The organism is Neptuniibacter halophilus, assembly GCF_030295765.1.
Lineage (GTDB): Bacteria > Pseudomonadota > Gammaproteobacteria > Pseudomonadales > Balneatricaceae > Neptuniibacter > Neptuniibacter halophilus.
This window is the reverse complement of sequence record NZ_AP027292.1, coordinates 767,755-793,768: the sequence shown is the minus strand read 5'-3', so window position 1 is coordinate 793,768 and position 26,014 is coordinate 767,755. Positions and strand designations below refer to the sequence as shown.

Below are 26,014 nucleotides of genomic sequence, written 5' to 3'. Positions count from 1 at the left end.
GCCTATGAATACTACACCTCACCTGAATATTGATCAGGTCTGTCTGGCCTACGGCGCGGAAGATATTGTACGTAATGTCAGCCTGACGCTGACGGAAGGCGAGATCGGTTGCCTGCTGGGCCCGAGTGGTTGCGGTAAATCTACGCTGTTGCGTGCGATTGCCGGGTTTGAACCGGTGCGTGCCGGTTCAATCACCATGCAGGGCCGTCAGCTCTCAGGCCCGGAACTTAATCTGCCGACAGAACAGCGTAAGATCGGTATGGTGTTTCAGGATATTGCCCTGTTCCCCCATCTGACCATTGCCGAGAATATTGCGTTTGGCATTCGTAGCTGGAGCCGGCAGGCGCAGCAGACACGTATCGCTGAGCTTCTGGAGCTGGTGGGTTTACCGGGTGTGGAAAAGCGTTATCCGCACTCGCTCTCTGGCGGGCAGCAGCAGCGAATTGCTCTGGCCCGGGCGATCGCGCCCAAGCCGGAGCTGCTGTTACTGGATGAGCCGTTCTCTGGTCTGGATGCTAATCTGCGGGAAAAACTGGTCCCTGAAATTCGTGACATCCTCAAACAGGAGAAGATGAGTGCGATTCTGGTGACCCATGATCAGATGGAGGCCTTTGCCATGGCCGACAAGATCGCCGTGATGCAGCAGGGCGTAATCCAGCAGTGGGGTACCGCGTTTAATATTTATCACGAACCGAAAACCCGCTTTGTGGCCGACTTTATAGGCTTGGGTGAATTCCTGAAGGCGACCATTAAAGATGAGTACTCAGTCGAGTCAGCTCTGGGCTGCCTGGTGGGTGATGAACCGATCAATTACGCTCCGGGAACCCCGGTTGAGCTGCTGATTCGCCCTGATGATATCCAGCATGCGGAGGAGAGTCCGCTGACAGGTAAGATCGTCAGTAAATGGTTCCGGGGTTCGCACTATCTGTACCATGTCCAACTGGAAAATGGTGAGGTACTGCCCTGTATTACCGCCTGCCACCACGATCATGATGTGGGTGAAAACCTTGGTATCAGCATCGAGCTTGATCATCTGGTTGTGCTGCCTCTGTGTGATGAGGAGAGTGGCGTCTGTGATCTGCAGGAGGCAGAGGTGGTTCAGGCTCAGGCGATCACCCTGTAACGCCACACCGCGCAACACAGCGTTGTTTTGATCGGCGTTTGTTTCCGGCGGTGGATACAGTAGGATAGATGATCCTTCTTTTCCCTGGTGTCCTATGCCACGTCCCGATATGCTCGCGGGTGATATCCGTTCTCTTCTGATACGTCTGACGATCCCGATGATGCTGGGCATTGTCAGTCTGATGCTGTTCAATCTGGCGGATCTCTATTTTGTCAGTCGTCTGGGGACCGATGCACTGGCGGCTCTGGGTTTTACCTTTCCGGTCTGCTTTACCGTGATCAGTCTGGCCATCGGGCTGGGGATCGGCACCTCTGCAACATTGGCGCGGCTGCTGGGAGCTGGTCGGGAGGAGGAAGCGGCAGCACTGGCGAGCGATAATCTGCTGGCGATTGCGGTCATGATTGTGCTGATCTCAATCCTGTTACAGTTTCTGGTTGATCCGGTATTCCGGTTGCTGGGGGCTGCCCCGGAACTGATGCCGCTGATTCAGGATTATATGCGGTACTGGCTGGTGGGCTCAGTTTTTCTGGTGATCAATATGGTCTCCAATTCCTGCATGCGGGCCAGTGGCGATACCAAAACCCCGGCGCTGCTGATGGCAGGGTCTTCGTTGCTTAACCTTGCCCTCGACCCGCTGCTGATCTTTGGTTATGGGCCGGTGCCCGGGCTGGGGATTAAAGGGGCGGCTATTGCCAGCATTATTGCCTGGAGCTTCACCACGCTGGTTGCGTTCTATCTGTTGTTTCATAAAAAGCGCCTGCTGCGTGTGCAGGCATTTGTGCCCGATCGGATCATGGGGCATTTTTCCAGTGTGATGAAGATTGGATTGCCTGCCGCGTTTTCCAATATGATGACGCCGGTTGCTCAGGCGGTACTCACCTATCTGGTAGCCCGACACGGCCCCGAAGCGGTGGCGGCCTTTGGTGTGGGTAATCGTATAGAATCACTTTCACTGCTGGTCTGTCTGGCGTTGTCGATGACCCTGCCTCCGTTTATCAGTCAGAACTTTGGTGCCGGTCAGGTAGCGCGGGTCAGGGCGGCTTACCGGCTGGTCGTTGGCTTCTCTCTGGTCTGGCAATTACTGGTTTTTGGTCTGTTGATGATCGCCTCAGAACAGGTCGCAGCAGCGTTCAGTAGTACCGAAGCGGTACAAACCCTAATTATTTTGTGGATTTTTATTCTGCCTGCCGGTTTCGGTTTTCAGGCCGTGACCTTTCTGACCGCTTCCAGTTTTAATGCACTGCATCAGCCGATGCGTGCGATGCGGATCAGCATTATGCGGCTGTTCGTGTTCTCCCTTCCACTGGCCTTGCTTGGCTCCCAACTTGCTGGTTTACAAGGCATGTTTGCAGCTTTAGTGGTGGCAAATCTGCTCATTGCCGGTGTTGCCTGGTGGTTGATGCAGCGCTTTCTTGCAAAGCTCTGATTTTGCGTTGCAGCAAACCGGTAATACCGATATCACTGTCATTATATTTTCACGACCCGGCTTTACCCTGAGACCTCTTCAACCAAAGTCATATTAATCTCCCGTTGGAGATGGCATTATGATCGAGGTAGGCCAAGGAAATTGACCGAGAAGATAATAAAAAATATTAGAACCCACAAACAACATAGATTTATAAAGGGGATGTGAGCATGAGTCAGAAAATTGCACTCGTGACTGGTGGTACCGGTGGTCTGGGCACAGCAATCTGCCGGTCTCTGGCGGATGAAGGTTTTAAAGTGGTAGCGGGTTACAACAGCGGTGGCAACCATGATAAAGCCAAGGCCTGGCAGGAAGAGCAGAGAAAAGATGGCTACGAAATTGAAGTAGCCTACGGGGATGTGACCAATGCAGAGTCTTGCGCTCAGTGTATTGCGACCGTTGAAGAACTGACCGGTGGTACGGTTGATGTACTCATCAACAATGCGGGTATCACGCGTGATGGTCAGTTCAAGAAGATGAGCTGGGAGCAGTGGGATGAAGTGCTCACAGCCAATCTGGATTCTATGTTCCATATGACCCGTCTGGTGATCAATGGCATGATCGACAAAGGCTGGGGACGTGTAATCAATATCTCGTCTGTTAACGCGCAGAAAGGTCAGTTTGGCCAGTGTAACTATTCTGCCGCTAAAGCCGGTATCCATGGTTTCACTAAAGCGCTGGCGCAGGAAGTGGCGCGTAAAGGTGTCACCGTAAACACTGTGTCTCCGGGCTACATTAAAACTGCGATGGTAGCGAAGATTGCTCAGGAGATTCAGGATCAGATCTGTGCCGGTATTCCGGTAGGTCGGTTCGGTACACCTGAAGAGATTGGCCGTATGTGCTCCTTCCTCTCAGATGACCAGTCTGGCTACATCACCGGTGCGGACCTGTCTGTAAACGGTGGTCTGCACATGTCCTGACCGGACAAGGCAAAAAGCAAAAAACCCGCGCAAGCGGGTTTTTTTGTGTCTGCAGAGCAGCAATCAGATCAGATTTTGCAACTGTTGCTGAAAACGTTCCTGAAGATGTTCAAACTGGTCAGCGAAAGGCACACCCAGCCATTCAAATTCAAGTTCTCTGATCTCCGCCAGATTACAGCTCTGGTTCTGTTCGGCGAGCGCCTGCTGCAATCGCTCCATCTGGTATTCCATACGCAGTGCCTGATCTTCCACCGGGGAGGGGAGGGAGGCGGCGATCTCTAAGCGGATGCAAAGCTGGCGCAGGCGCAGTTCCTGTTGCTCCAGCAGCGCATGGATCTGCTCCGGGGCTTCGATCAGTTGCATCAGGGTCTGGTAGCGCTGATCAACCTCGGAACCGGTATCTTCGCCTTCCTGATTCCAGTCGTTGCGGATCTGTTCCAGTTCGGTGTCGATCTGGTCATTCAGGATGGCATTTTCCAGACGATTACAGATAACAGCTTTGCGCTGCTGACGCTGGAAGGGTTCGCTCTCAAATCGGGCCAGAACTGTCTGCTGCTGGCTGATACGGGTTGCGATACGGTTCAGGCGCTGAAGCAGCGGGCTGTTGTTATCAATCTCATCGCTGAGCTGCTGAGCCTGCGCCAGTTTTTGCTGTAACAGGCTGAGAGGACTATTGCTGTTGCAAAGTTGCTCCAGTTCGTTGCAGCGTTCGTTGAGCTTCCCGGTCTGATCAGCATGTCCTGCGCGTCTGTCGTAGTAGCGTTCGAATACCTGATTGCAGAGTTCGCGGAACTGTTGCCAGAGTTTGCGTTCCTGATTGCGCGGAGCGCTGCCCAGTAGTTTCCAGTCCTGCTGGAGCTGTTTCACCTGTTCGGTAGCCTGCTGCAGATCAGATGCACAAAGCAGCTCCTGTACCTGACTGATCAATGCCTGTTTGGCCGTGGCATTCTGTTTTTGCTGTGCCTTCAGAGGGTGTTCCAGTGCGCGCAGTAACTGATCGAACTGAGCCTGCAGTTTTTTTCCGGGCGCCCGATCAACCGGGGTATGCTCTTTCCAGTTGAGTTTGGCCTGACGCAGTTGCTCCTCATAGGCTTTCCAGACGTCGGGGTTCGGTTCATCCTCATTAAGCGGAGCCAGTTGGCTCAACTTTGTGCAGATCAGCTCACGCTGTTGCAGATTATGCCGGCGCAGGTCGCGCTGCTCGGCAAAGTGCGCATCACAGGGCGCATAGGCCTGATCAGAGGCGTTCTTGAATCGCTTCCAGAGCTGTTGTGAATGTACTGAATCAGTAGCGTCGAGCAGCTTCCACTCTTTCTGAATGCGTTTAATCTGTGTGGCCAGCTCTGCCACATCCAGTGTCGAATCGGCGAGGGCTTCCATCGCTTCACACAGGGCTTCTTTCTTCGGGGTGACCGCGTAGGCCTGCCAGTCTCTGATCTCCTGAAGCTCAGCACCGAGGGATTTGATTCTCTGATCCAGCTCGGCCGGTAATTTACCATTCAGTCGCTTGCTGAGTTGTTCAGCGCGTTTGATCTGCTTATCGGCGCTGCGTATTTCACCGGCGCTGATCGCCTGTTTCAGGCTGTTCAGTTCCTGATCCAGCTCCTGCTGCAACTTTCGTGTCTGGGATTGCTGCTGATCTACCTGCTGCTGAAGACGGGACAGTGCGTTTTCCAGACGGCTCAGCGTGTCAGGTTTACTGATCTGTCGCGGCCAGTTGATCCGGTTGATCAGTTTTTCAGCCTTGCTCGCCATATTTCTGGCCTGATCGCCACTGAGTTCAGGGTTGCTCAGTGCATCGGTCTGTCGTATCACTGCCTGCTGCTGCTCGAAGAACAGGCGAAAGCTGTTCAGCAGAGTCAGCAGTTGATTCCTGACACGGGTGAAACTGTTCTGATCAGCCCCTGTGCTGAATGCTTCCATTTCCTGCCACTGTTGTTCCAGTGCCGTGAGCTCCGCTTCCAGTTGATCAACCTGACTGAGTTCGTCCGGGGCTGTGCCGGCACTTTCTTTCAGCGCGCAGAGTTCTGTATAAAGCGTATGGGCTTGTTCGCGTAACGCCTGTTCCCGGGCAATCTGTTGCTGTTTTGCCTGTTCTTCGGCCTGACGTTCGGCGATCTGTTGCTGACAGCATACCTGAAACTGATTGAAGCGTTGCTGCTGCTCCCGGCTTGCTTGCGTCTCAAGTGGCACCCATTCATTCTCGAGAGCGTTTAATTTGGCCCCATACAACGGGAAAAATTCACTGCGGCTGAGATCGGCGGTGGCACTGATCAGTTTTTCGATACGCTCTTGCAACTCCGCCTGCAGCTTTTCCTGCTTTCGCAGGTCTTGCAGTTTGTCGCGGACAATTTTGTACACGCCTTTGTCTTTGTTGCGAGCCAGTTTGCTCAGCCGCTCGAGTGTCTCCGGGCAGTCAATCTTCTCTGCAGCCAGCAGGCGAACGCTGGCACGCTGACTTTTTTCGGCGATTACTGCCAGATTGGCGTTGTCGTTCAACTGCCGGATCGCCTGTTCTCTCAGGCTGGCATCGCGGCTGTTGAGGGCGATGTGGGTGAGAAAGTTACTCTCTTTCAGCGAAGCCAGTGCATTCTGTTTTTCTTCGGCTGAGGTGTCGATCTCCTGATTCAGCAGAATCTGGCTGATGCGGTGTAAGGCCTGTTGCTGAATGTTGGCAGAAGGGTCCTGTTTGCTGATTTTAATCAGCAGGTTCAAGTTAAGAAGCTTTTCTGTAGCGTTCAGGCGCACCAGCTCATCCTGATCTTCAAGGGCAAGCTGTGACAGAATGGGTTGCGCTTTGGCATCTGTCGGGCGCAGTCTGGCAACGGCTTTGACACGTTTATCCGGTTTTGGGTGTTGCCAGTTGGGTTTTAAAAATCGAGCTAGCATATCTACCTGTAGATCAAAGGCGGGGCGTATATAAGCTGGAGCGCCCGGGCCGTTTAAGGTTTGCCATTCTAACTCAGAAAGATCACGCTGACAGCGTTGACATTAGCGGAAAGAATTGTATCAGGCCCAGTCTGCAGCGGATTTATCTGTCTGCGAATCTGTGCGGCCAGTGACAACTGAGATCTGCCGCGGCTTTGCCATGACAACGCCGGGCCAGATGAAAATCTTTAATACTGAGGCGGGTGGGTTATGGTTGCCGGGTCAGGTGCGGACCTCAACATCCCCGTCGACATAAACCCAGAAACCTTCATCTTTACGGAAGTTTGATTTTTCGTGCAGAACACCGCGCTGATCTTCGGTTTCGAAGTGAGCTTCAAACTCAACGCTGCCGGTCTGATCTGAAGGTTGCCCCTGTTCAGTGCTGAGGATAGTCAGGCCGACCCAGTTGGTATATTTGACCTGATCGGCGAGGAGTTCTGCATCATCTTTGCCGCGCTTTTCAGGGGCAGTGGTGTCGACCAGATAATCGATGGCGCCCAGAGCAAAGGCGGTATAACGGGAGCGCATTAACGCTTCAGCAGTAGGTGCGGGTTTCTGGCCCTCGATGATCGGTTTGCAGCAGTAGTCAAATGGCTTCTGTGAACCACAGGGGCATTCTTTGTGTGTTACGTCCTGTTGCAACATGGGTGAACCCTTTTGGCTGAAATGTTACTCTGGGCGGGGTGTCGGGGGCTGAATACAATGGTTGGCCCGATACCTCTCATCCACATTATATCGTTCTGATTCACCGGTTTGGCAAGGATAATTTATGGCACAGCCGCCCCTGACTTTCTTTTGGCATGATTACGAAACCTTTGGCGCTGATCCAAAGCGGGACTGGCCGGTGCAGTTTGCCGGAGTCAGGACGGATGAACAGTTAAACATTATCGAAGAGCCGGTGATGTTTTACTGCCGACCGAGTGAAGATCAGTTGCCGCAACCGGAAGCTTGTCTGATCACTGGCATTACGCCGCAGCAGGCGATGGGTGAAGGGGTTTGCGAGGCGGAATTTTTTGCCCTGGTGCATGAACAACTGGCGCGGCCGGGCACCTGTGGTGTGGGATACAACAGTATCCGTTTTGATGATGAAGTGACCCGCTACGGTCTTTATCGGAATTTCTTCGACCCCTACGCCCGGGAGTGGCAGAACAACTGCTCGCGCTGGGATATTATCGATATGCTCCGCCTGACCCGGGCGTTACGTCCTGAGGGGATTAACTGGCCGGAGTATGAGGACGGTTCACCCAGTTTACGTCTGGAGGATCTGACCAAAGCCAATGGCATTGATCATGGCCATGCCCACGATGCACTTTCCGATGTATATGCCACCATTGAGATGGCGAAACTGGTGCGTGAAAAGCAGCCCAAACTTTACAACTATGTGGTGAATAATCGCAGTAAACAGGCGATTCAGAAGCTGATAGACCCGCAGAGCCACAAGCCGGTCCTGCATATCTCTTCACGTTATCCGACAGACCTTGGCAATGCTGCAGTGGTGTCTCCGCTGGCCCTGCATCCGGTGAATAAAAATGGCGTACTGGTATGGGATCTGCGATATAGCCCGGAACCTTTGATGCAGTTGCCGGTTGAAGAGATTCGTCGTCTGCTCTATACCCCGCAGGCTGAGCTCGGTGAGGGTGACCCGCGGATCGCGTTAAAACAGGTACATATCAATAAATGCCCGATCATTGCACCTGCCGGAATGCTGAACAAAGAAGAGGCGGCCCGGATGCAGATTGATGGCGATGTCTGTCGTACTCACTTGCAGATGATCCGAAGTTTTACTGGTCTGGCGGAAAAGGTGGCCGATATCTACAGTGAGAGCCCGTTCGAATCTGACGCTGATCCGGATCAGATGCTCTACAGCGGGGGCTTTTTTTCGCCCAGCGATCGTCAGTTGATGGATCAGGTTCGTCATGCCGGGCCTGAAGAACTGGCGCTGCTGGATCTGCCGTTTCAGGATCCGCGGCTGGAAGAGATGCTGCTCCGCTATAAGGCACGTAACTGTCCGGCTGTGCTCAGTCAGGAGGAGTTACAGCAGTGGGAGGAGTATCGCCGGCGCAAACTGCTGCAGGGAGAGGGCGGTCATCTGACGATGGAGCGCTTCTATCAGCGCCTGAACGAACTCTACTCCCAGGCTGATCTGGATGAGAACAAAAAGCATATTCTCGAAGAGCTGGCGGTCTATGCTGAAGCTATTTACCCGATGGATGATCCTTTTGCCGATGGCTATTAAGGTTTTACTGCTTACATCATTGTTGATTACTCCTGGCCTGCAGGCCGAGGAGGAGAGCGAGGTGCCGATCGAGTACCAGGTAACAGTACCTAAGGGCTATTTCTATGGCACCGTGGATGGTGAAACCGCTTATGAAAACTGGCGCCGGGGCAGTTTTGATAAAGAGCCGATGGTGGAAGTTCAGCCTGAGGATCTGCCGAGTAATCTGCCGAAACCGGTGGTGGTGCCATTTGTTCCTGCCAAAGTGAATGAAGTGCCGGCCGGTAAGAGCAAAAAACCGGTGCTGAAGGGCGAAGATAAGATTTTTGTTCAGATCGGTAAGGATGAGCAGGAGGCACGCTGCTTTATTCTCGGTCAGGGGTGTGAAGAGCTGGCCGAACCCGAGGTTAAGGACTCGATCTATTTCAGACCTATCGAGGCCCAGTTAGAACGCATGGAAGCGTCCGGGGAGACGCCCGATGCGGCTAAATCGAGACAGGTGGTCAAGCCCTGACCCCCTGTCTCTGATTACCTGAAGATACGCATCCTGTTAATGCTTTCAGGCCTCAGGCACGATCGCGCCGGAGGAGCGCAGTTGTTTCAGTTCTGAGGAGATCTGCGCAATGTTTTCTTTACTATCCTTCTGTGAGAAGCGCTTTCCGTTGCTGCTGACCGTCAGTTTTCTGCGTTGCAACTGACTCAGGGTCTGTTCCAGATCAGCCAGAGTCAGCTTTTCTACCTCAGCAGCCAGCTTCTGACGGCTGTCAAATCCGGTTTCCCCCCAGTCCAGTTCCCGCCAGTAGCGTTTGCTTCGGCTCGACAGGGTGTTTTCCTGTTGGCTGATGCGGGCCACGACACTGTTTTTGTAGCGTGCCAGACTGTCCTGATCCAGAGCTTTCAGTTTCTCTCCCCATTGCGCAAGAAACCCATCGACTTCGTTTTTCAGATCGGTGGCCGTGGCAACCGGGGACTGAATGATAAAACCGATGCCCGGTGTTTTGTTCATCTGAATGGGGGTGGCGAACACAATGTAACCCAATTGCTTTTCTGTCCGCACCTGATGGTAGAACGGAGCCGCCAGAATCTCGCTGAGCAGTGCGACCTGAGCCTGGCTGCGCAGAGCATTGCTTTCGCCCTGCAGCAGCATGGCCAGTGCTGAATCATCATGGTTGATATCCAGCTCGGCATTGAGTGGCTGATCCAGAGGGATGCGGGTCACACGGATTGCTTCAGGGGCTTCAGCCTGCTCCTGCAGCAGGCTGGATGTGAGTGTACGCTCCAGAACATCTGCCTGTGCGCGGTTAAGGTTACCATGGCTGAGCAGCTTGAGTGTGGGAGCCCTGAGCAGGCGTTGGCTGTAATCGGCCAGATCCTGCAGGGTCACTTCCTGCAGCGCGGCCTGTTGTGCCTGATTGCTCCACTGCGGCAGCAGCAGCTCATAGAGTCGGGCGCTGGTCTGGGTAGAGGGCTTCTCGTTGAGTTCATTGTTGAGACTGTCCAGATACTGCTGTTTCAGAATCCGGAAGCGTTTTTCATTCAACTCCAGTGTCGTCAGTGCCGGGATCACAGCCTGCATCAAGCGATCCAGCTTGTCGTTATAACCCGAAAGGCGCAGGGTAATGCCTTTCATGTGCGGATAAATCTGGGTGCTGAGCCCGGCCAGATAAGCATCGTAGAGGGTTTCGTTGAGCTGTTCCTGAAGCATGCTGGTATAGAGGCTGTTCAGAACCCAGTTGCGGGCGTTGCGGTTGGCTTCAGCGCTTTGCAGAGTGAAATAAGCGTTCGCTTTAGGCAGACCGAAACGGGTATCTGACTGGTACCAGTGCTCGAAACCGGGACGGTGGCTGATCAGCTGCGGAACGGCTTGTTCCGGACCTTGCTGCAGTTCCAGATTTTCGGCAATAAACGGGTTGCTGCCGGGTACCGACAAGGCCGGGTCAATCGCTGTGACCTCCAGCTGTTTCAGTTGTGCGGCGGTCAGTTTGCCGGTTTGGTATGGGACGTTGTAGTAAGGCTCTGTCTGATCACCTTCAACGGCCTGACTTTTCAGGCTCAGGAACAGGTTGTCAGGGCGGATCTGCTGCAGATAGCTCTGGATTAGCTGAGGATCAAACTGCTCAAATTTGTAATCGGCGGACAGTGCCAGTTCAGTGGGGTAGTGCTGCATCTGCTGCGCCAGTCCGCTGACCAGATGGATCGGTTCTGCTTGCTCCTGAAAACGGAAACTGATCTGGCTGAGTTGCTGTTGCTCCCGGTAAAGCTGTTCCTGTACCCCTTGACGCCTGATCAGTTCTGCAAACTGGAATACGGTCTGAGTGACGCTGAGGTAGTTTTTCTCGCCTGCTTCAGTTAACTGGATGTTGATCATAATGCTGCCGCCATTACTCAGATTGTGGCCCTGAGAGGCAGAAAGCGCCGTAGCCCAGCCTTTCTCTTTAAGCAGAGAAAGCAGACTGCCATGGCCTTCGTAGCCGAGCAGATGGCTGATGTAGTAAACCGGTTTGGCTCGCCAGTGGCTGCGTGTCTCAGCAATCGGAAAGGTCAGGGTCAGGGAGCGGATATCCTTGACGCTTTTGATCTTGACCTGCTGTGGTAACTGACCGGGGATAAACAGGGGCGCCGTATCCTGAAATTCAGTGGCATTGTGGTTTTTGACCGCGCTGAATTTCTGCCGAACCATCTGTTCTAACTGATCCAGAGATTCCCCGCCGAGCACGACCAGTGTCATCAGATTGGCAGAATAGTATTGCTGGTAAAAGTCGATCAGTTCATCGCGAATCGGGCTGCCTTCACGATCTGCCAGCGTTTTCAGGCTGCCGACGACAAACCGGTTCTGACTGTTTTCAGGGTTCATCAGGCTTTTAGACACCGCAAAGCCGCGGCGGTAATCGTCTTTGATCTTGGCCTGATACTCCGAGTGGACGGCGTGACGTTCGCGATCCACATATTTGGCATCAAACAGCGGTGCGATAAAAAACTGGGCGAAGCGGTCCAGAGCGGGTTCCAGATGCTCGGCGGAAACATCGAAAAAGTAGTTAGTGTTTTCCTGAGCGGTATAGGCGTTATGGCCACCGCCATGGGAGCGGATAAAACTCTGGTATTCATCTGCTTCCGGATATTTTTCGGTACCCAGAAACAGCATATGCTCAAGGAAGTGGGCCAGACCTGCGCGCTCCTCAGGGTTCGCGCTGGAGCCTACTGCTACATTCATCGATGCGGCGGCTTTATCAGCACCCGGCTTGGAGATCAGCAGGACCCGGAGCTGATTATCCAGCGTCAGGCTCCGGTAATGCTTCGGGTCATTCGGGCTTTTCTCGACGTCTGCCTGTACATTGTTCAGGGACAGGGTGAAGAGTATCAGTAGCGTCAGCAGAGAGAGAAAGCTTCGGTGTATAGATAGCGAATACATGGAGTCGGTGCCTTAATGTTCGGGACAAATCAAAGCCTGCCATCCTGCGTTTGTACATGGCAGGATTCTGAGTTATTGAGCTGTGACCAAGAATAACGGTTGAGGTTCCCCGGTGAAAGCACTTCTGCCGGAATAGCTTTTAGCCGGTCGGGTGTTACAATCCTCATCAACAGAAGCGGTCTTGTATTCAGGAAGGATGCGATGAACAAAGAGAAGGTAATTTTTGCGTTTTTTATCGTCTTGGCATTTACCCTTAATTTCGGCTTCTATCTGGGGGATATAGAGAACCCTGCTCACCACAATATCTATGAATTCTTCGCCGCGCTGGTGGTCAGTATGATCTGTACGGTAATCAAATTTGGTGATCGTACACACCTGGGCGCTCTGATGCTGGCAACCTCGCTGGTGGCGGATCTGCAGTTGGTGATTGCTGCCGGCATCTGGGGCTACGCTGAGCATATCAGCGGCGTGGGCATGGATCCTTCAAATATGTCCAGCGTTGTTTCCCTGAGTGGTGGGGCGCTGATGGCCAACATCATCTCGGTGATTCTGTTAGTGCTTGAAACCGCGATGCTGCGACGCTAGAAGCGGCTCTGATGAATAACGTTATCTACCTGCTGTTAAGGCGACTGCGCGTTCCGCTGATCACGCTGATTATCGTCTATTCGGTATCGGTGCTGGGATTTGTCCTGATTCCCGGGGTGGATGATCAGGGGCAGGCTTACCGGATGGATTTCTTCCATGCGGTCTATTTCGTTTCTTTTATGGGCTCGACCATCGGCTTTGGCGAGATTCCCTATGCTTTCACCCCGGCGCAGCGGATGTGGACCCTGTTATGTATCTACGCCACGGTCATCGCCTGGCTGTATGGCATCGGTACAACGCTGGCGCTGTTACAGGAGCCGGTGTTTGGTCGCCTGATGCGACGACGCTCCTTTACTGCCACGGTGCGAGGCATTCATGAACCTTTCTATCTGGTCTGCGGTTACGGCGTGACCGGCAGTGTGGTGGTCAGTCAACTGGTGCGCAGGGATATCCGTGTGGTCGTACTGGATGTAGAGCAGGACCGGATCGATGCGCTGGAGATGGACGAATTGCCGGTTTCTGTGCCCGCGCTCTGTGCCGATGCCTCGTTGCCGGATGTGCTGGACGCGGCCGGGTTGCAGCACGCCCGGTGCGTCGGAATTATGGCATTAACGAATGATGATCAGGTCAACCTTTCGATTGCTATTGCCAGTAAGCTGCTCTGCCCTGAACGTCTGGTGATCAGCCGGACCGAATCCGATGTCACCACGGCCAACCTGCTTTCGTTTGGTACCGATCTGGTGGTGGACCCTTTTCGTACCTTTGCCCAGTACCTCTCACTGGCGGCCCATCAGCCCTATATGCATCTGGTTTATGACTGGATTCATAACCCGTATCACCGGCCGCTTTCCAGTGTCTACCAGCGTACCCGGGGACGCTGGATTATCTGTGGTCACGGGCGTTTCGGCCGGGCACTCTACCGGGCTTTCGATGAGAGTGAAGTGGAGATGACCGTGGTCGATGTGGACCCGGCCAAAATCGATCAGATTCCCAATCAGGTGACCGGCGTGGGCACTGAGGCGGTGACGCTGCTGGAGGCGGGTGTGCACGAAGCGGTGGGTATTGTCGCCGGTACCGGGAATGATGCGGACAACCTGTCGATTATTATGACGGCCCGGGAACTGAATCCAAAACTGGTAACCGTGGTACGGCAGAATGTTCATGCCAATGCACTGGTGTTCCAGAATAGTCGTGCCGATTTTATTATGGAGCCCGGAAGAATCATCGCCAACCGGGTACTGGCTCATGTCCGCTCCCCTTTGTTGCCGGTGTTTATTGAACATATGCAGCGCCATCACGATGATGTCTGGGCACATACTCTGATCAACCGGATGAGCAGTGTCGTCGGTGATCAGGAGCTGGATACCTGGGCTTACACGGTGGGCGAGGAGCAAACCCCGGCGCTGATGGAAGCGATGGCGCAGGGTTTTGAACTGAAAATTTCACTGTTTTTTAAAGATCCGCACAATCGCAAGCGTAACCTGCACGCCTTCCCGTTGATGTTACGCCGGGAGGGCGTGATTGATATGCAACCCGGTGAGCTGGATCTGCTGCAACCCGGCGATGAACTGCTGATCTGTGGTCTGAATAAATCTTTCCGCAGAATGCAGTGGACAGTGAACAACTACAATGTGCTGCACTATGTGCTGACCGGAAACGATGCCAGTAACAGTCTGCTTTCCCGTCTGCTGCAATCTCGATCCTGACTTTCTGAGGTATTTCCCCTGGCTTATCTGCTTTTAGCCCTGACCACACTGTTCTGGGCCGGTAACTTTGTTCTGGCGCGGGCATTCTCGGTGGATATTCCGCCGTTTTCGCTGGCATTTATTCGCTGGAGCCTGGCGCTGCTGATTTTATTGCCTTTTGCGATTCCGGTAATGGTTAAGAACCGCCAGTTAATTGGTGACAATCTGAAGATCCTGATTGTGTTGGGGATTCTCAGTGTAGCGACCTTCAATACGCTGGCCTATATCGGTCTGCAGTACACCACTGCGGTAAACGGCACGCTGATGCAATCTTCCATGCCGATTATGATCTTGCTGATCAGTGCGCTGTTTCTGCGTGAACCGGCCAGTCTGAAACAGTGGTTGGGGGTAGCGGTTTCGCTACTGGGTGTGACAACCCTGATTACCCGTGGTCAGCCGGATCAGATCGTTCAGTTTCAGATTAATCCCGGTGATCTGTGGATATTGCTGGCGATGCTGGTCTGGGCAACCTACAGTATCTGCCTGCGCTGGCGACCTCAGGGGTTGTCAGGCTTTGCGTTCTTTTCGGTAACGCTCTCGGTGGGCGTGATTGCATTGATTCCGTTTGCCGTCTGGGAGATGGCACACAGTGATCCGATTAACTGGAATCAGGATCTTTATCTGACGCTGGGTTATCTGGCGCTGTTCCCCTCAATTCTCGCTTACATGTTCTGGAATTACGGTGTTGCCAGACTCGGTGCTGGCCGGGCCGGATTGTTCATTCATCTGGTACCCTTGTGGGGCATGATGTTGTCAGTGCTGTTTCTCGGCGAGCAGGTACACACTTTCCATTTGTGGGGCATCGGATTAATATTCATTGGGATATATCTCGCGGTACTTTCGGGTAAAAGGCAACAGGCTGGTTAAAGGCATTAAGCTGTAAAAGTCATTAGGAGACATAATGCGGACTTTTTTTGTTACGTTAATGGCAGTATTTCTGATCTCTCTGCCGATCGCTGAACAGGCGGATGCAAAGCGTCTGGGTGGCGGATCATCTTTTGGTAAAAGTTTCTCTTCCCCTAAAAAATCACAATCCACCCCGACTCAGCAACAGGCGCAGCAGGGAAGCACGGTTAATAAAACCGCGACAACCCCGACCAGACGTTCTGGCTTTGGCGGCATGATGGCCGGTCTGCTGGCAGGTGGTATCTTCGGAGCACTGCTGTTTGGTGGTGCCTTTGAGGGGCTGCAGTTTATGGATCTGTTGCTGATCGCAGGTCTGATCTTTGTGGTATATAAAATTTTTGCCATGCGCAAGCCGGCTCAGGCGCAGAACGCTTACGCCAGCAATGGGCCGCAGCAATACGAGATTAAGCCGCACGACCAGAATCAGCAGCGTGAGCAGGCTGAACCTCAGGCCGAATCGTTTAAACCGATGCCGTCGTTCAGCTCCGGCTGGGGAGAAACCTCGGCACTGCAACTACCCCAGTGGTTCAACCGTGAAGCCTTCCTTGAAGGTGCGCGCGAGCACTTTATCACCCTGCAGAAAGCCTGGGATGAAAATAACTGGGATGAGATCAGCAGCTACACATCGCCTGAGTTGTTCAATGCCCTGCGTGAGGAGCGTAAGCGCCACCCTCAGGATCAGGTAACTGAGGTGGTTTCAGTGATGACTGAGCTGACTAACTTTATTGAGCAGCCGGGCGAAGTGATCGTCAGTATTAACTTCTATGGCTGGCTGAAAGAGAACAGCGATGAGACCACTGAGTTTAATGAAACCTGGCACCTGTCCCGGAGCATGAACCAGCCGAATGCCGACTGGTTTATTGTCGGTATCGAACAGAACTGAGCCGGCGTTTACACAGCAAAAAAGCCAAAGCATCTGCTTTGGCTTTTTTATTGCTTTGGGGCGGAGCTCCGGGATTACTCTTCGTGATCGCGGATAAAGGTCCAGTTATCGCCTTCAGACATCGATTCGGCAAAGCGGTAACCCTCCAGATCAAAGTTTTTTAACTGCTCAGGGTCTTCGATCCGGTTCTGGATGATATAACGGGTCATCAGACCCCGGGCTTTCTTCGCGTAAAAACTGATCATCTTGTACTGGCCGTTTTTCCAGTCTTTGAACTGCGGTGTGATGATGCGCGCTTCGATTTTCTTTTCCCGGGCGGCTTTGTAGTACTCGTTGGAGGCCAGATTGACCAGTACCGGTTGTGCCGATTCGGCCAGTTCGCTGTTCAGGCGCTGGCAGATAATGTCACCCCAGAAGTCATACAGGTTCTTACCCCGGCTGTTGGCCAGTCGGGTGCCCATCTCCAGCCGGTAAGGCTGCATCAGGTCCAGTGGCTTCAGTACGCCGTAAAGGCCCGAGAGAATTCGCAGATGATCCTGCGCAAAGGCCAGATCATCCTCACTCAGTGACTCAGCATCGAGTCCGGTATACACATCCCCTTTAAAGGCCAGCACTGCCTGTTTAGCGTTTTCGGTGCTGAACTCAGGCACCCAGGACTCATATCGGGCAACGTTCAGGCTGGCCAGTTTATCGCTGAGTTTCATCAGTTCAGCCACATCCTGCACCGACAGTTGTTTTAACTCGTCGATGAGCGCCTGCGAGTGCTCAATAAATTCAGGCTGGCTTAGCTTCTGAGTCACCGGGGCGGTTTCGTAATCCAGTGTTTTTGCGGGAGATACGACAATCAGCATAGGAATGATCTGTTCTTAAATTATGAGTGTTAGACGCATGATAACAACGACCGGGGGGCACAAAAAAGGCCATTTTTTCAATGGCCTTGATAGGAACAGTCTATAGGTGCCTGATGGGCTACTGTCTGAGCTGGGTGTCCAGTTCATCCACCAGTTCAGCCCACTCTGAATCCTGATCGATCGCCTCACGGAGAAAGTCTGACTGGCTGGGACTCCAGAAAGAGGCATCGGCCAGTTTGATCTGATTGCTGTAGAGACGATGAGTGGTAATAAACTGATTGATCTCCTTTTCGCTATTGGGCAGGCCCAACTGCTGAAAGAGTGTTGAAAAGCTGTGTTCTGACGTATACATGCTGACCTCCCGCTTCGCGCCCGGAGACTTGGGCTCCGGGCTGCTGATTAGCGAATTAAAGTGTTGGTCAGAATCGGTAATCTGTCAAAGTTGACTTAATTAGTTGGTTTTTGGCCGGCAGATTTGCGTTTCAGGTAGAAGTGATGCCCAGCAGTACACAGCGTGGTACCTGTACACACCAGCAGGGCCGGGATCAGGGGTGAGTCAAACGGGCCGATCAGTTTCATTACGGCCCCGGAGATCAGGAAACCGCCAAACAGGCAGAGTACACCGCTGATCAGGCACATTACGATGCTGTGGATATCCCGTTCCGGGCTTTGCCAGATATACCAGCCAGCGCTGGCCAGAGGGGCAGAAAGGGTAATCAGGGAGGCTGCAGATTCGGTCATAGTCGTCGTCATGTTTTTATTGTTTGGGCCTTTGTAGCACTTTCTTTGATCTATTTCATTCCTACCTTGGTCAGGCAGCGGCAAGTGCGCAGATTTTTCGGTATCATAGCGGCCATTCATCGAGTTAGTGTTGTGCACTCCCGCCTGGGATTCAGGCGCCGGACAGACAGAGAAGATAGGTTAATGGAAAAGAAAACAGTTCTCACCGGAATTACAACCACAGGTACGCCGCATATCGGTAACTATCTGGGGGCGATCAAGCCTGCCATTGATATGAGCCTGAGTGATGCCTATAACAACTTTTATTTTCTTGCGGATTTTCATGCACTGATCAAGTGCCATGAACCGGAGCGCGTTGCGCAATCCACCCGTGAGATCGCGGCAACCTGGCTGGCGCTCGGTCTGGATACTGATAAAGCAACGTTCTACCGTCAGACTGATATCCCGGAGATTACTGAACTGACCTGGATTCTGACCTGCATGTGTTCCAAAGGTCTGATGAACCGTGCGCACGCCTACAAAGCGTCGGTTGATGCCAACCGTGATGCAGGCAACGCGGATCTGGATGATGGCGTGACCATGGGGCTGTTCAGCTACCCGATCCTGATGGCTGCGGATATCCTGATGTTTAATGCGGATCTGATTCCGGTAGGTAAAGACCAGATTCAGCACATCGAGATGGCCCGGGATATGGCTGGCCGTTTTAATCATACCTTTGAAAACCTGTTCACCCTGCCGGAAGCGGTAGTTGATGAACAGACCCAGCTGATTCCGGGCCTGGATGGACGGAAGATGTCAAAAAGCTATGACAACACCATTCCGCTGTTCAGTTCATCCGACGATCTTTACAAGCTGATCAAGCAGATTGAAACCGACAGCCGCGCGCCGGGCGAGCCAAAAGATGCAGATAACAGCACGCTGTTCCAGTTATATAACTGCTTTGCGAGCGAGCAGGAAGCGGCTGCGATGCGTCAGCAGTTTGAAAATGGTATCGGCTGGGGTGACGCCAAGCGTGAGTTGTTCGAGTTTATGGACGCTAAGCTTTCTGAACCGCGGGCCCGTTACAACGAACTGATGAACGATCTGGGTGCGGTAGAAGCCGTGCTGCAGAAAGGTGCTGAAAAAGCCCGCGCCGTTGCGACTCCGGTCATGGAGAAGGCGCGTATTGCGGCGGGTATCCGCCCACTGACCTATGTCCCGGCAGCAAAAGCTGAAGAGACCCAGAAGAAAGAGAAATCGGCTGAAGCGATTGCCCGGGCGGAAGAGGGGCGTCGTCGTGCGATTCTGATGCAACTGAAACCGCTGCTTGATCAGGTAGCGCAGGCCGAAGATAAAGCGGCTGTTGCTCAGTCTCTGATCGCTGATAAAACAGCAGAAGTTGAAGGTCTGAAAAAGAAAGCCAGACAGAAGGCGCAGAATGAACTGGAACTGCTCCAGGAGGAGCTGGCCAGCTACCTGTAAGCCTCAGGGAGTCAGGATATGCAGCGGAATCTGATCAGCGTTTCTGAGCTGAAGGCGCGGTTAAAGGAGCCGGGTTGTGTCGTGCTGGATTGCCGCTTCAGTCTGGCCGATCCGGCAGCGGGGCTGGCATCTTTTCAGGCAGGATCATTGCCCGGTGCGCGGTTCCTCGATCTGGAAAAAGACCTTTCATCCGCAATAACCGCTGACTCCGGGCGTCATCCCCTGCCTTCGGTTCAGGTGTTACTGAACCGGCTGAACAGTCTTGGTATTGAGCCCGGACAGCAACTGGTGGTGTTTGATGATTGTGCCGGGGCCATGGCGGCCCGGGCCTGGTGGATGCTACGTGAGCTGGGTTTTAGTGTGGCTTTGCTCGATGGCGGTTTGCAGGCGTGGCAGGCTGCAGCGGGTGAGGTTTGCCAGCCTGTGCAGCGCTCAGCAGAAGCGGTATCGTCGATGCCTGTCGTGGCGTGGCCTGCGTTATCTACAGATCAGGTGGTTCGTGCGCTGGAGCAGAAAGCGGTCACGCTGGTGGATGCCCGGGCTGAAGCGCGCTTTCGCGGTGAACAGGAACCGATTGATCCGGTTGCCGGTCATGTGCCGGGGGCGCTGAACCGACCGCTTACCGACAACCTGCACGATGGCCAGTTTAAACCGGCAGCGCAACTGCGCAGTGAGTGGCTGGCCCTGCTGGCCGGAGCCGATCCTTCCGGGGTTGTGCATATGTGTGGTTCCGGGGTTACGGCCTGTCATAATCTGCTGGCGATGGAGATTGCCGGACTGTCCGGCAGCCGCTTGTATGCAGGCTCCTGGAGCGAGTGGATTCGTCATCCGGCACGGCCGGTAGCCACCGGGGCGTGTTAACCGGTTAAGCGTTCCACATTAACCGACACTTTAAGTTCCTGACTGGCATCATCTGCAAAAATTACCCCCTTAACCGGCGTGACATCGCCGTAATCCCGTCCCCAGGCGGTAGTGATATGCTGCTCATCCGGCATGTTGTTATTGGTGGGGTCAAAATCAAACCAGCCTTCACCGGGTGAATAGATCGCCAGCCAGGCGTGTGAGGCGTCGGCACCGATCAGTTTCTCTTTTCCGGGGGGCGGCAGTGTTTCCAGATAGCCGCTGACATAGCGCGCCGGAAACCCCTGTGCCCGGATGCATCCGATCGCCAGATGGGCAAAGTCCTGACAGACTCCGCGCCGGTTCTGTAAGACCTCTTCCAGCGAGGTGGTGGTATTGGTGGAGAGGGGTTCGTAGGTAAATTCGTGATGTATCTTATGGCACAGCTCGCGTACCGCGGACAGCAGTGGACGGTCTTCGTTGAAAATTCCCCGGGTAAATTCACGCAGCGCGTCGCAGGCCTGAACCATCGGTGAGTCGAGTATAAATTCACGGGCGGCGATGCATTCTGCGCTGCGGGCATCGGCAAGCAGCTTTTTAGCCTGCGCGCAGGTGTTACCCAGATCCAGATTCCGGTTGGCATTCTGGGCAGAGGTTTCAATCTCGGTAGTGACATCAATAACCAGCTTCTGATGCTCCCGTTCCACGGCAAAATAACAGTAGCGATTGCCGAAATAATCCTCCCGTTCAGCCAGGTACTCCGGACGCGGTGTGATTCGGATATCGCTGTGACGGCATCGCTGTTCGGTGGTGTTGCGCGGCAGCACATGGGCCTGATTGATGCACAGGGACACCGGGGAATGGTAGTCGTACTCGGTAATGTGACGGATACGATAGATCATCGGCGGCTGCTCTTATTGCTGGTCAGTTGCTGCAGGCTGGTCTGACGATCGAAATACTGCACCGTCAGCAGATCACAGAACTGTTCAATCTGGGCGTTGAGGGAGTGCATCAACTGGCGGAGATAAGGGCGACTGATCCCTTCAGGGTCTGATTCTGCCAGTTGTTTCAGATCGGCCAGCTGAATCAGATGGATGGATTGCAGGAGCAGCTTCTTACCCAGACTCAGGCTGACGCTCTGGGCCCCTTTGGCGGGTAACTGCTCAAACTGCTGCTGCAATTGATTTAACTGATAGATCAGGGCACGTGGGTTGCTCGGTTCAAGCAGGAGTAGCTCCAGTGCGTTGGCTACCCGGTTATTGCCACGATAGCGGCGTTTAAAGCTGATCATCGATTCTGCACTCAGAAGTACGGACTCCAGTGCCTGTCCCTGTGCGTAATAGGGCAGCGGGGTAGACAGCAAACTGTCGATCAGATGGGTGGTTTGCAGGATACGCTCACAGCGCCGTCCCATCTCCTGAAAACGCCAGCCGGCACCCCGCAGCATGCTGTCGTGGCTGACGCCGGTATACGCGAGAAGAGCGGTTACCAGCGGGTCCAGCGACTCCTCGGGTGCCGAAGGAATACCGCTGATGAAGGCTCTTTCCAGATCATACAGATAATCTCTCAGGTCGTTGATGACCCGGTTACTGTCGGCGGAGAGTCGCTCCTTAACTTTTTCGGAGTTGATCAGGAAGGCAAGAATGCTGGCTTTTACGCTCTCCGGATTATCCTTATCCAGCAGTCGGGCTGCGAGTTCCTGCTCTGAAGAGATCGGCGGGTGTTGCGCCGCAAACAGTAGTGCTTTGCAACTGGGGCTGAGGTTTTCAACCCCGTTAATCTGGATAAACAGGGTACGGATCTGGCGTAAACCGGATTCGGCACGCTCTGCATAACGGCCCATCCAGAAGAGATCTTCAACCACACGCCCCGGTAGCTCAGCTTCAAACCGCGATTCAGGAAGGTCGGCTTTCTGTTCCAGAAGCGAGAGCTGTTTTTCCGGCTCGGAGGCGATAATCCAGGTGTCTTTACTGATCGAGCCGGCCTGATTGGTAACGACGGTTTCATTCTCGGATAAGCCGATGCGTGTCAGACCGCCGGGCATGCAACTGAATCCGCTCTGGTCTGCCACGGTGAAGCTGCGGAAGATCGCAGGCCGCGGTGAAATCACGCCTTTCTGCCAGGCGGGCAGGTAGGAGGGGAGCAGATACTCCTGCGCGACATAGTGCAGAGGGCGGGCCTGAATCTTCTGCCAGACCTGTTCCCGCTGGGTTTTATTCAGAAGGTGGCCGTAGATACTGGCCTCCGCCTGACTACGGGCTACCGGTTTGATGATCAACTGGCCCAGATGCTTTTTCATATAGGCCAGATCCTGAGGATCGCCTCCCCACCAGGTTTTAACCGATTGCAGGCTGAGTGCTCTGCCAAGGAAAAACTCACTGATTGCCGGCAGGTATTTCAGCAGGGCGGGCGATTCGAGAATCCCGGAACCCAGAGGGTTACTGACAATCACATTGCCGGCCCGGACTACCTCCATTAAACCGGCGATACCCAGAAATGAGTCGGGTCTCAGCTCAACCGGATCACAGTAAGAGTCATCCACCCGGCGCAAAATCAGGTCAACCCGGCTCAGACCGTTAAGGGATTTAAGCCAGACTTTGCCCTGTTTCACCTGCAGGTCGCTGCCCTGTACCAGAGGAAAACCCAGATAATTGGCCAGGTAGGCGTGCTCAAAATAGGTTTCGCTGTAGGAGCCCGGCGTAAGAATCACGATATTCGGATAAGGGCTCAGTTTCTGCGCTTCGCGGGTCAGCGTATTCCGTAGCGTCTGGAAAAACAGAGACAGCCGGTGAACCTGACTGTCGCGGAACAGGCTGGGCATCACCCGCGACATCACCGTGCGGTTTTCCAGCGCATAGCCGGAGCCGCTGGGTGCCTGGGTCCGGTCACCAATAATCCGGATCTCGCCCTCAGGTCCGCGCACCATGTCGATGCCGTGCAGCGTCAGCAGTTGATTAGTACTCAGGGCCTGACCGTGGCACGGGCGCAGAAAGCAGGGGTGGCTGAAGATCAGTTCTGGTGGGATTATCCCCTGACGCAGCAGTTCCTGTGGCCCGTAAATATCCTTTAAGAACAGATCCAGCACTTCACTGCGTTCGATCAGGCCGGTTTCTATGTGTGACCATTCCTCGCTGGAAAACAGCATAGGAATCGGGTCGAGTTCCCAGCGATGCTCACTGACATGCGCACTGTGGATATTATAGGTCGCACCATCGTCACGCAGAATGCGGGCTGCTTTGCCGGCCCGGTCCTGAATGCCCTGCTGGCCCAGAGCAGCATAACCATCCAGCAGGTACTGCCAATGGGGGCGTGCTTCACCTGAAGCGGTGAAGGCTTCATTAAAATGCCCGGCAGGCAGATCCTGCCACTCAATCAGGTTCTCTGTCGGGGCCTTTAAAGATTGCTCTGGGTTCACAGTTGCCGCTCATGTAGCTGAAATCGGTCAGTGCCGCGCTGTTCAGGCCTGAGAGGCCTGGGTTTGCGCTGAATTTATGGCGGGCACTGTATCCTGATTGTCGAACGCAAACCAGGTTTGTGCAAACTGGTTGTTCAGTTCAATCAGTAAAATCTGCAGTTCATTGAGAAATTCCTGCAGTTCGGCATTAGGCATCGCCTGCTGCTGCAAAGGTGATTCTGGCTGGAGCAGGGATTTAAGTTTGATCTTATCTGCCCGGGGCAGGCTGTTCAGGGCGCGTTGAATCTCGTCAATACAGAACGCGAATGAGCGCGGGAAGTTTTTATCCTGAAGCAGGAAGCGGGCAACTTTACGTGACTGCACAGCACTGCGAACGCTGCGTCGGTAGTTCATGTCGGCGCTGAGTGAGCGTAACACATTACCCCAGACCACCTGTGCTATGTTAAGTGCGCTGCCCTCATTGGGTTGCAGTATCACTGAGATCCCCGCATCCAGAATACGGGTAGTCATATCGGCCCGTTCAAGGTTGCGGCCCAGCATCAGAAACTGCCAGCCCGGATCACGGCTCATGGTGCCATCAAACAGACCATTCAGCTCCTGGCATTTCTGAATGATCGTATTCAGAAACTGGTGGCGATGGGTGCGGTTAATCCCCTGACGGATATTATTCTGGGCGAACAGATCCAGCTCGTTGACCAGTTCCCAGGTGTCCTGTGGCAGGACATCGCGGGTGGTGCGGATATTCTCCCGCAGCATATTCAGGGAAGAGAGCATGGAGCTGAGGTTGGTGTCGTCCGCGAGCATAAATTTGACGACGTTGTGCTCATCCTGAACCGTATAGCGGTCGTGGAAAAGCTGTTCACTGCTGTTGATCCGGATCAGGTTGTACCAACTGATATTGGTATCCTTTGGCAGGTCAAACAACAGATTGTCATAAACGCTGACCAGACGGGCGGTATTTTCCACCCGTTCCAGATAACGGGCGCTCCAGTAAATTCGTTCGGCAACACGTGAAAGCATGATCAGTTACCCTCCTTTGCAACAATCCAGGTGTCTTTACTTCCGCCACCCTGGGAGGAGTTCACTACCAGAGAGCCTTTTTTCATAGCAACACGGGTCAGGCCGCCGGTCGTGACGTATGTATTTTTACCCTGCAGGATGAACGGACGCAGATCCAGATGGCGGGGTTCCACTTTTCCCGAGCTGATCAGTGCCGGCGCGGTGGAGAGGCTCAGGGTTGGCTGGGCAATGTAATTGCGTGGGTTGTCCTGAATCAGTCTGGCAAACGTGGCCTGCTCCTTTTTGCTGGAATGCGGGCCGACCAGCATGCCGTAGCCGCCGGATTCATTGGCCGGTTTGACGACCAGTTTATCGAGATTCTGCAGCACGTACGCTCTCTGTTCCGGGTCTTCACAGAGGTAGGTTTTTACATTCGGCAGAATCGGTTCTTCGTTCAGGTAAAAGCGGATGATCTCCGGTACGTAAGCATACACCACCTTATCGTCAGCGACCCCGGCGCCGGGGGCATTGGCCAGTGCCACGTTCCCGGCACGCCATGCCCGCATCAGGCCGCGAACGCCCAGTACGGATTCCGGATTAAAGGCTTCCGGGTCCATGAACTCATCATCAATCCGGCGGTAGATAACGTCGACCCGCTCCGGGCCGGAAATGGTCTTCATGTAGACACAGTCATCTGCGGCGACAAACAGGTCATCACCTTCAACCAGCTCCGCCCCCATCTGCTGGGCGAGAAAGGCATGCTCAAAATAGGCGGAGTTGAAGATACCGGGGGTCAGGACGACAATCTCCGGTTCCTCGTTTTGGCGCGGCGAGAGCGAGGCGAGCATATCAAAAAGCTGGTCCGGGTAATCATCGATCGGCAGGATGCTCTCTTTTTCGAACAGCTCCGGCATCACTCGTTTGGTTATCGCCCGGTTCTCCAGCATGTAGGACACACCTGAGGGAACACGGAGGTTATCTTCCAGTACATAGAACTGACCATCTTTATCCCGGACCAGATCGGTCCCGCAGATATGTGCCCAGACTCCGAAGGCGGGGCTCATGCCGCAGCACTCAGGGCGGAAATTTTTAGATTCCTTAATGATGTGTTCCGGAATAATCCCGGCTTTGATGATCCGCTGCTCGTTGTAGAGATCATCGATAAACATATTCAGTGCGGTGAGTCGCTGCTTCAGTCCGGCCGCGGTCGTTTGCCACTGCTGTGCCGAGATGGTGCGGGGGATGATATCAAAGGGCCAGGCCCGGTCGATGTTGCCCTCTTCGGTGTAAACCGTAAAGGAGATGCCCATTTCCTGAATGGTGGCTTCGGCCATTTCACGACGTTTATCCAGATCGTCAGTAGCCATGTCGGCCAGTTGTGTCACCAGCTCACTGGCGCAGTGACGGGATTGGCCATGCTGATCGATCAGCTCATCGTAGTGCTGATCGGATTGGTAGTTGTCCCAGATGTTACTCATTGCTTGGCTGACTCCCTTATCACGAAGTTGCCCGGCGCGCGGTGTGCCGA

At 53.9% G+C, this 26,014-nt stretch carries 21 protein-coding genes; 11 read left to right on the top strand and 10 right to left on the bottom strand.

The genetic code is table 11. The features are described 5' to 3' along the window. Window positions 1-4: 4 nt before the first annotated feature. The 3 genes from QUD59_RS03680 (at window position 5) to phbB (ending at window position 3,508) form a co-directional block, all read left to right on the top strand. Window positions 5-1,123, top strand: a complete 1,119-nt coding sequence (locus QUD59_RS03680; RefSeq protein WP_286239671.1) for an ABC transporter ATP-binding protein — start codon at window positions 5-7, stop codon at window positions 1,121-1,123. Window positions 1,124-1,217: 94 nt separating this feature from the next. Further along, window positions 1,218-2,549 carry an MATE family efflux transporter gene (locus QUD59_RS03675; RefSeq protein ID WP_286239670.1) on the top strand — a complete coding sequence of 444 codons (1,332 nt, stop codon included), beginning with the start codon at window positions 1,218-1,220 and terminating at the stop codon, window positions 2,547-2,549. A 209-nt stretch (window positions 2,550-2,758) separates the two neighbouring features. Continuing rightward, window positions 2,759-3,508 (top strand): acetoacetyl-CoA reductase, encoded by a 750-nt coding sequence (phbB, locus tag QUD59_RS03670; RefSeq protein ID WP_286239668.1) that lies wholly within the window; start codon window positions 2,759-2,761, stop codon window positions 3,506-3,508. 63 nt (window positions 3,509-3,571) lie between these two features. Here phbB and QUD59_RS03665 read toward each other — a convergent pair whose 3' ends face one another. Further along, a complete protein-coding gene (locus QUD59_RS03665) occupies window positions 3,572-6,397 on the bottom strand; it encodes a DUF349 domain-containing protein (protein WP_286239666.1) in 2,826 nt (941 codons plus the stop codon). 261 nt (window positions 6,398-6,658) lie between these two features. Beyond that, complete coding sequence (locus QUD59_RS03660) at window positions 6,659-7,081, bottom strand: YchJ family protein (RefSeq protein ID WP_286239665.1); 423 nt, start codon at window positions 7,079-7,081, stop codon at window positions 6,659-6,661. Between the two features lie 124 nt (window positions 7,082-7,205). On the opposite strand from QUD59_RS03660, the gene sbcB reads away from it, so the two are divergent. Together sbcB and QUD59_RS03650 are read left to right on the top strand one after the other, a co-directional pair. Next, window positions 7,206-8,672 carry an exodeoxyribonuclease I gene (gene sbcB, locus QUD59_RS03655; protein WP_286239664.1) on the top strand — a complete coding sequence of 489 codons (1,467 nt, stop codon included), beginning with the start codon at window positions 7,206-7,208 and terminating at the stop codon, window positions 8,670-8,672. Next, a complete protein-coding gene (locus tag QUD59_RS03650; RefSeq protein ID WP_286239663.1) occupies window positions 8,662-9,165 on the top strand; it encodes a hypothetical protein in 504 nt (167 codons plus the stop codon). The genes sbcB and QUD59_RS03650 overlap by 11 nt, the downstream gene beginning before the upstream one ends. Window positions 9,166-9,210: 45 nt before the next feature. Here QUD59_RS03650 and QUD59_RS03645 read toward each other — a convergent pair whose 3' ends face one another. Next, on the bottom strand, window positions 9,211-12,060 hold the full coding sequence (locus tag QUD59_RS03645; protein WP_286239662.1) for an insulinase family protein: 2,850 nt from the start codon (window positions 12,058-12,060) through the stop codon (window positions 9,211-9,213). Between the two features lie 201 nt (window positions 12,061-12,261). Here QUD59_RS03645 and QUD59_RS03640 point away from each other — a divergent pair, with 201 nt between their 5' ends. Genes QUD59_RS03640 through QUD59_RS03625 form a run of 4 tightly spaced genes read left to right on the top strand, consistent with a single transcriptional unit; the run spans window position 12,262 to window position 16,179 of the window. Next, the gene (locus QUD59_RS03640; RefSeq protein ID WP_286239661.1) at window positions 12,262-12,645 is read left to right on the top strand and encodes a DUF6394 family protein; all 384 of its coding nucleotides are present in this window, start codon (window positions 12,262-12,264) and stop codon (window positions 12,643-12,645) included. 11 nt (window positions 12,646-12,656) lie between these two features. Further along, a complete protein-coding gene (locus QUD59_RS03635; RefSeq protein WP_286239660.1) occupies window positions 12,657-14,351 on the top strand; it encodes a potassium channel family protein in 1,695 nt (564 codons plus the stop codon). 18 nt (window positions 14,352-14,369) lie between these two features. Further along, window positions 14,370-15,257 (top strand): DMT family transporter, encoded by an 888-nt coding sequence (locus tag QUD59_RS03630; protein ID WP_286240984.1) that lies wholly within the window; start codon window positions 14,370-14,372, stop codon window positions 15,255-15,257. A 58-nt stretch (window positions 15,258-15,315) separates the two neighbouring features. Further along, window positions 15,316-16,179, top strand: a complete 864-nt coding sequence (locus tag QUD59_RS03625) for a Tim44 domain-containing protein (protein ID WP_286239659.1) — start codon at window positions 15,316-15,318, stop codon at window positions 16,177-16,179. 74 nt (window positions 16,180-16,253) lie between these two features. Here the strand turns inward: QUD59_RS03625 and yaaA are convergent, their stop codons facing one another. The 3 genes from yaaA to QUD59_RS03610 all read right to left on the bottom strand — a co-directional run bounded on the left by yaaA (window position 16,254) and on the right by QUD59_RS03610 (window position 17,771). Further along, complete coding sequence (gene yaaA, locus QUD59_RS03620) at window positions 16,254-17,030, bottom strand: peroxide stress protein YaaA (RefSeq protein ID WP_286239658.1); 777 nt, start codon at window positions 17,028-17,030, stop codon at window positions 16,254-16,256. Between the two features lie 118 nt (window positions 17,031-17,148). Further along, a complete protein-coding gene (locus QUD59_RS03615; RefSeq protein WP_286239657.1) occupies window positions 17,149-17,382 on the bottom strand; it encodes a DUF2789 domain-containing protein in 234 nt (77 codons plus the stop codon). 95 nt (window positions 17,383-17,477) lie between these two features. After that, window positions 17,478-17,771 (bottom strand): hypothetical protein, encoded by a 294-nt coding sequence (locus QUD59_RS03610; RefSeq protein ID WP_286239655.1) that lies wholly within the window; start codon window positions 17,769-17,771, stop codon window positions 17,478-17,480. Window positions 17,772-17,954: 183 nt separating this feature from the next. On the opposite strand from QUD59_RS03610, the gene QUD59_RS03605 reads away from it, so the two are divergent. Together QUD59_RS03605 and QUD59_RS03600 are read left to right on the top strand one after the other, a co-directional pair. Further along, entirely contained in the window at window positions 17,955-19,232 is a 1,278-nt protein-coding gene (locus tag QUD59_RS03605) for a tryptophan--tRNA ligase (RefSeq protein ID WP_286239653.1), read from the top strand. A gap of 18 nt (window positions 19,233-19,250) precedes the next feature. Next, on the top strand, window positions 19,251-20,093 hold the full coding sequence (locus QUD59_RS03600; protein WP_286239652.1) for a sulfurtransferase: 843 nt from the start codon (window positions 19,251-19,253) through the stop codon (window positions 20,091-20,093). Here the strand turns inward: QUD59_RS03600 and QUD59_RS03595 are convergent. Genes QUD59_RS03595 through QUD59_RS03580 form a run of 4 tightly spaced genes read right to left on the bottom strand, consistent with a single transcriptional unit; the run spans window position 20,090 to window position 25,964 of the window. Then, on the bottom strand, window positions 20,090-20,974 hold the full coding sequence (locus tag QUD59_RS03595; RefSeq protein WP_286239651.1) for a transglutaminase family protein: 885 nt from the start codon (window positions 20,972-20,974) through the stop codon (window positions 20,090-20,092). The genes QUD59_RS03600 and QUD59_RS03595 overlap by 4 nt on opposite strands. Then, window positions 20,971-23,487 carry a circularly permuted type 2 ATP-grasp protein gene (locus QUD59_RS03590; protein WP_286239650.1) on the bottom strand — a complete coding sequence of 839 codons (2,517 nt, stop codon included), beginning with the start codon at window positions 23,485-23,487 and terminating at the stop codon, window positions 20,971-20,973. Before QUD59_RS03590 ends, QUD59_RS03595 begins: the two co-directional genes overlap by 4 nt. Before the next feature lie 42 nt (window positions 23,488-23,529). Then, a complete protein-coding gene (locus tag QUD59_RS03585) occupies window positions 23,530-24,507 on the bottom strand; it encodes an alpha-E domain-containing protein (RefSeq protein WP_286239649.1) in 978 nt (325 codons plus the stop codon). Between the two features lie 2 nt (window positions 24,508-24,509). Next, complete coding sequence (locus QUD59_RS03580) at window positions 24,510-25,964, bottom strand: circularly permuted type 2 ATP-grasp protein (protein WP_286239648.1); 1,455 nt, start codon at window positions 25,962-25,964, stop codon at window positions 24,510-24,512. Between the last annotated feature and the right edge of the window lie 50 nt (window positions 25,965-26,014).

Bases quoted from the DNA above. Each gene is read 5' to 3' on its own strand.
- QUD59_RS03680 (WP_286239671.1), top strand. From the start codon at position 5: ATGAATACTACACCTCACCTGAATATTGATCAGGTCTGTCTGGCCTAC.
- QUD59_RS03675 (WP_286239670.1), top strand. From the start codon at position 1,218: ATGCCACGTCCCGATATGCTCGCGGGTGATATCCGTTCTCTTCTGATA.
- phbB (WP_286239668.1), top strand. From the start codon at position 2,759: ATGAGTCAGAAAATTGCACTCGTGACTGGTGGTACCGGTGGTCTGGGC.
- QUD59_RS03665 (WP_286239666.1), bottom strand. From the start codon at position 6,397: ATGCTAGCTCGATTTTTAAAACCCAACTGGCAACACCCAAAACCGGAT.
- QUD59_RS03660 (WP_286239665.1), bottom strand. From the start codon at position 7,081: ATGTTGCAACAGGACGTAACACACAAAGAATGCCCCTGTGGTTCACAG.
- sbcB (WP_286239664.1), top strand. From the start codon at position 7,206: ATGGCACAGCCGCCCCTGACTTTCTTTTGGCATGATTACGAAACCTTT.
- QUD59_RS03650 (WP_286239663.1), top strand. From the start codon at position 8,662: ATGGCTATTAAGGTTTTACTGCTTACATCATTGTTGATTACTCCTGGC.
- QUD59_RS03645 (WP_286239662.1), bottom strand. From the start codon at position 12,060: ATGTATTCGCTATCTATACACCGAAGCTTTCTCTCTCTGCTGACGCTA.
- QUD59_RS03640 (WP_286239661.1), top strand. From the start codon at position 12,262: ATGAACAAAGAGAAGGTAATTTTTGCGTTTTTTATCGTCTTGGCATTT.
- QUD59_RS03635 (WP_286239660.1), top strand. From the start codon at position 12,657: ATGAATAACGTTATCTACCTGCTGTTAAGGCGACTGCGCGTTCCGCTG.
- QUD59_RS03625 (WP_286239659.1), top strand. From the start codon at position 15,316: ATGGCAGTATTTCTGATCTCTCTGCCGATCGCTGAACAGGCGGATGCA.
- yaaA (WP_286239658.1), bottom strand. From the start codon at position 17,030: ATGCTGATTGTCGTATCTCCCGCAAAAACACTGGATTACGAAACCGCC.
- QUD59_RS03615 (WP_286239657.1), bottom strand. From the start codon at position 17,382: ATGTATACGTCAGAACACAGCTTTTCAACACTCTTTCAGCAGTTGGGC.
- QUD59_RS03610 (WP_286239655.1), bottom strand. From the start codon at position 17,771: ATGACCGAATCTGCAGCCTCCCTGATTACCCTTTCTGCCCCTCTGGCC.
- QUD59_RS03605 (WP_286239653.1), top strand. From the start codon at position 17,955: ATGGAAAAGAAAACAGTTCTCACCGGAATTACAACCACAGGTACGCCG.
- QUD59_RS03600 (WP_286239652.1), top strand. From the start codon at position 19,251: ATGCAGCGGAATCTGATCAGCGTTTCTGAGCTGAAGGCGCGGTTAAAG.
- QUD59_RS03595 (WP_286239651.1), bottom strand. From the start codon at position 20,974: ATGATCTATCGTATCCGTCACATTACCGAGTACGACTACCATTCCCCG.
- QUD59_RS03585 (WP_286239649.1), bottom strand. From the start codon at position 24,507: ATGCTTTCACGTGTTGCCGAACGAATTTACTGGAGCGCCCGTTATCTG.
- QUD59_RS03580 (WP_286239648.1), bottom strand. From the start codon at position 25,964: ATGAGTAACATCTGGGACAACTACCAATCCGATCAGCACTACGATGAG.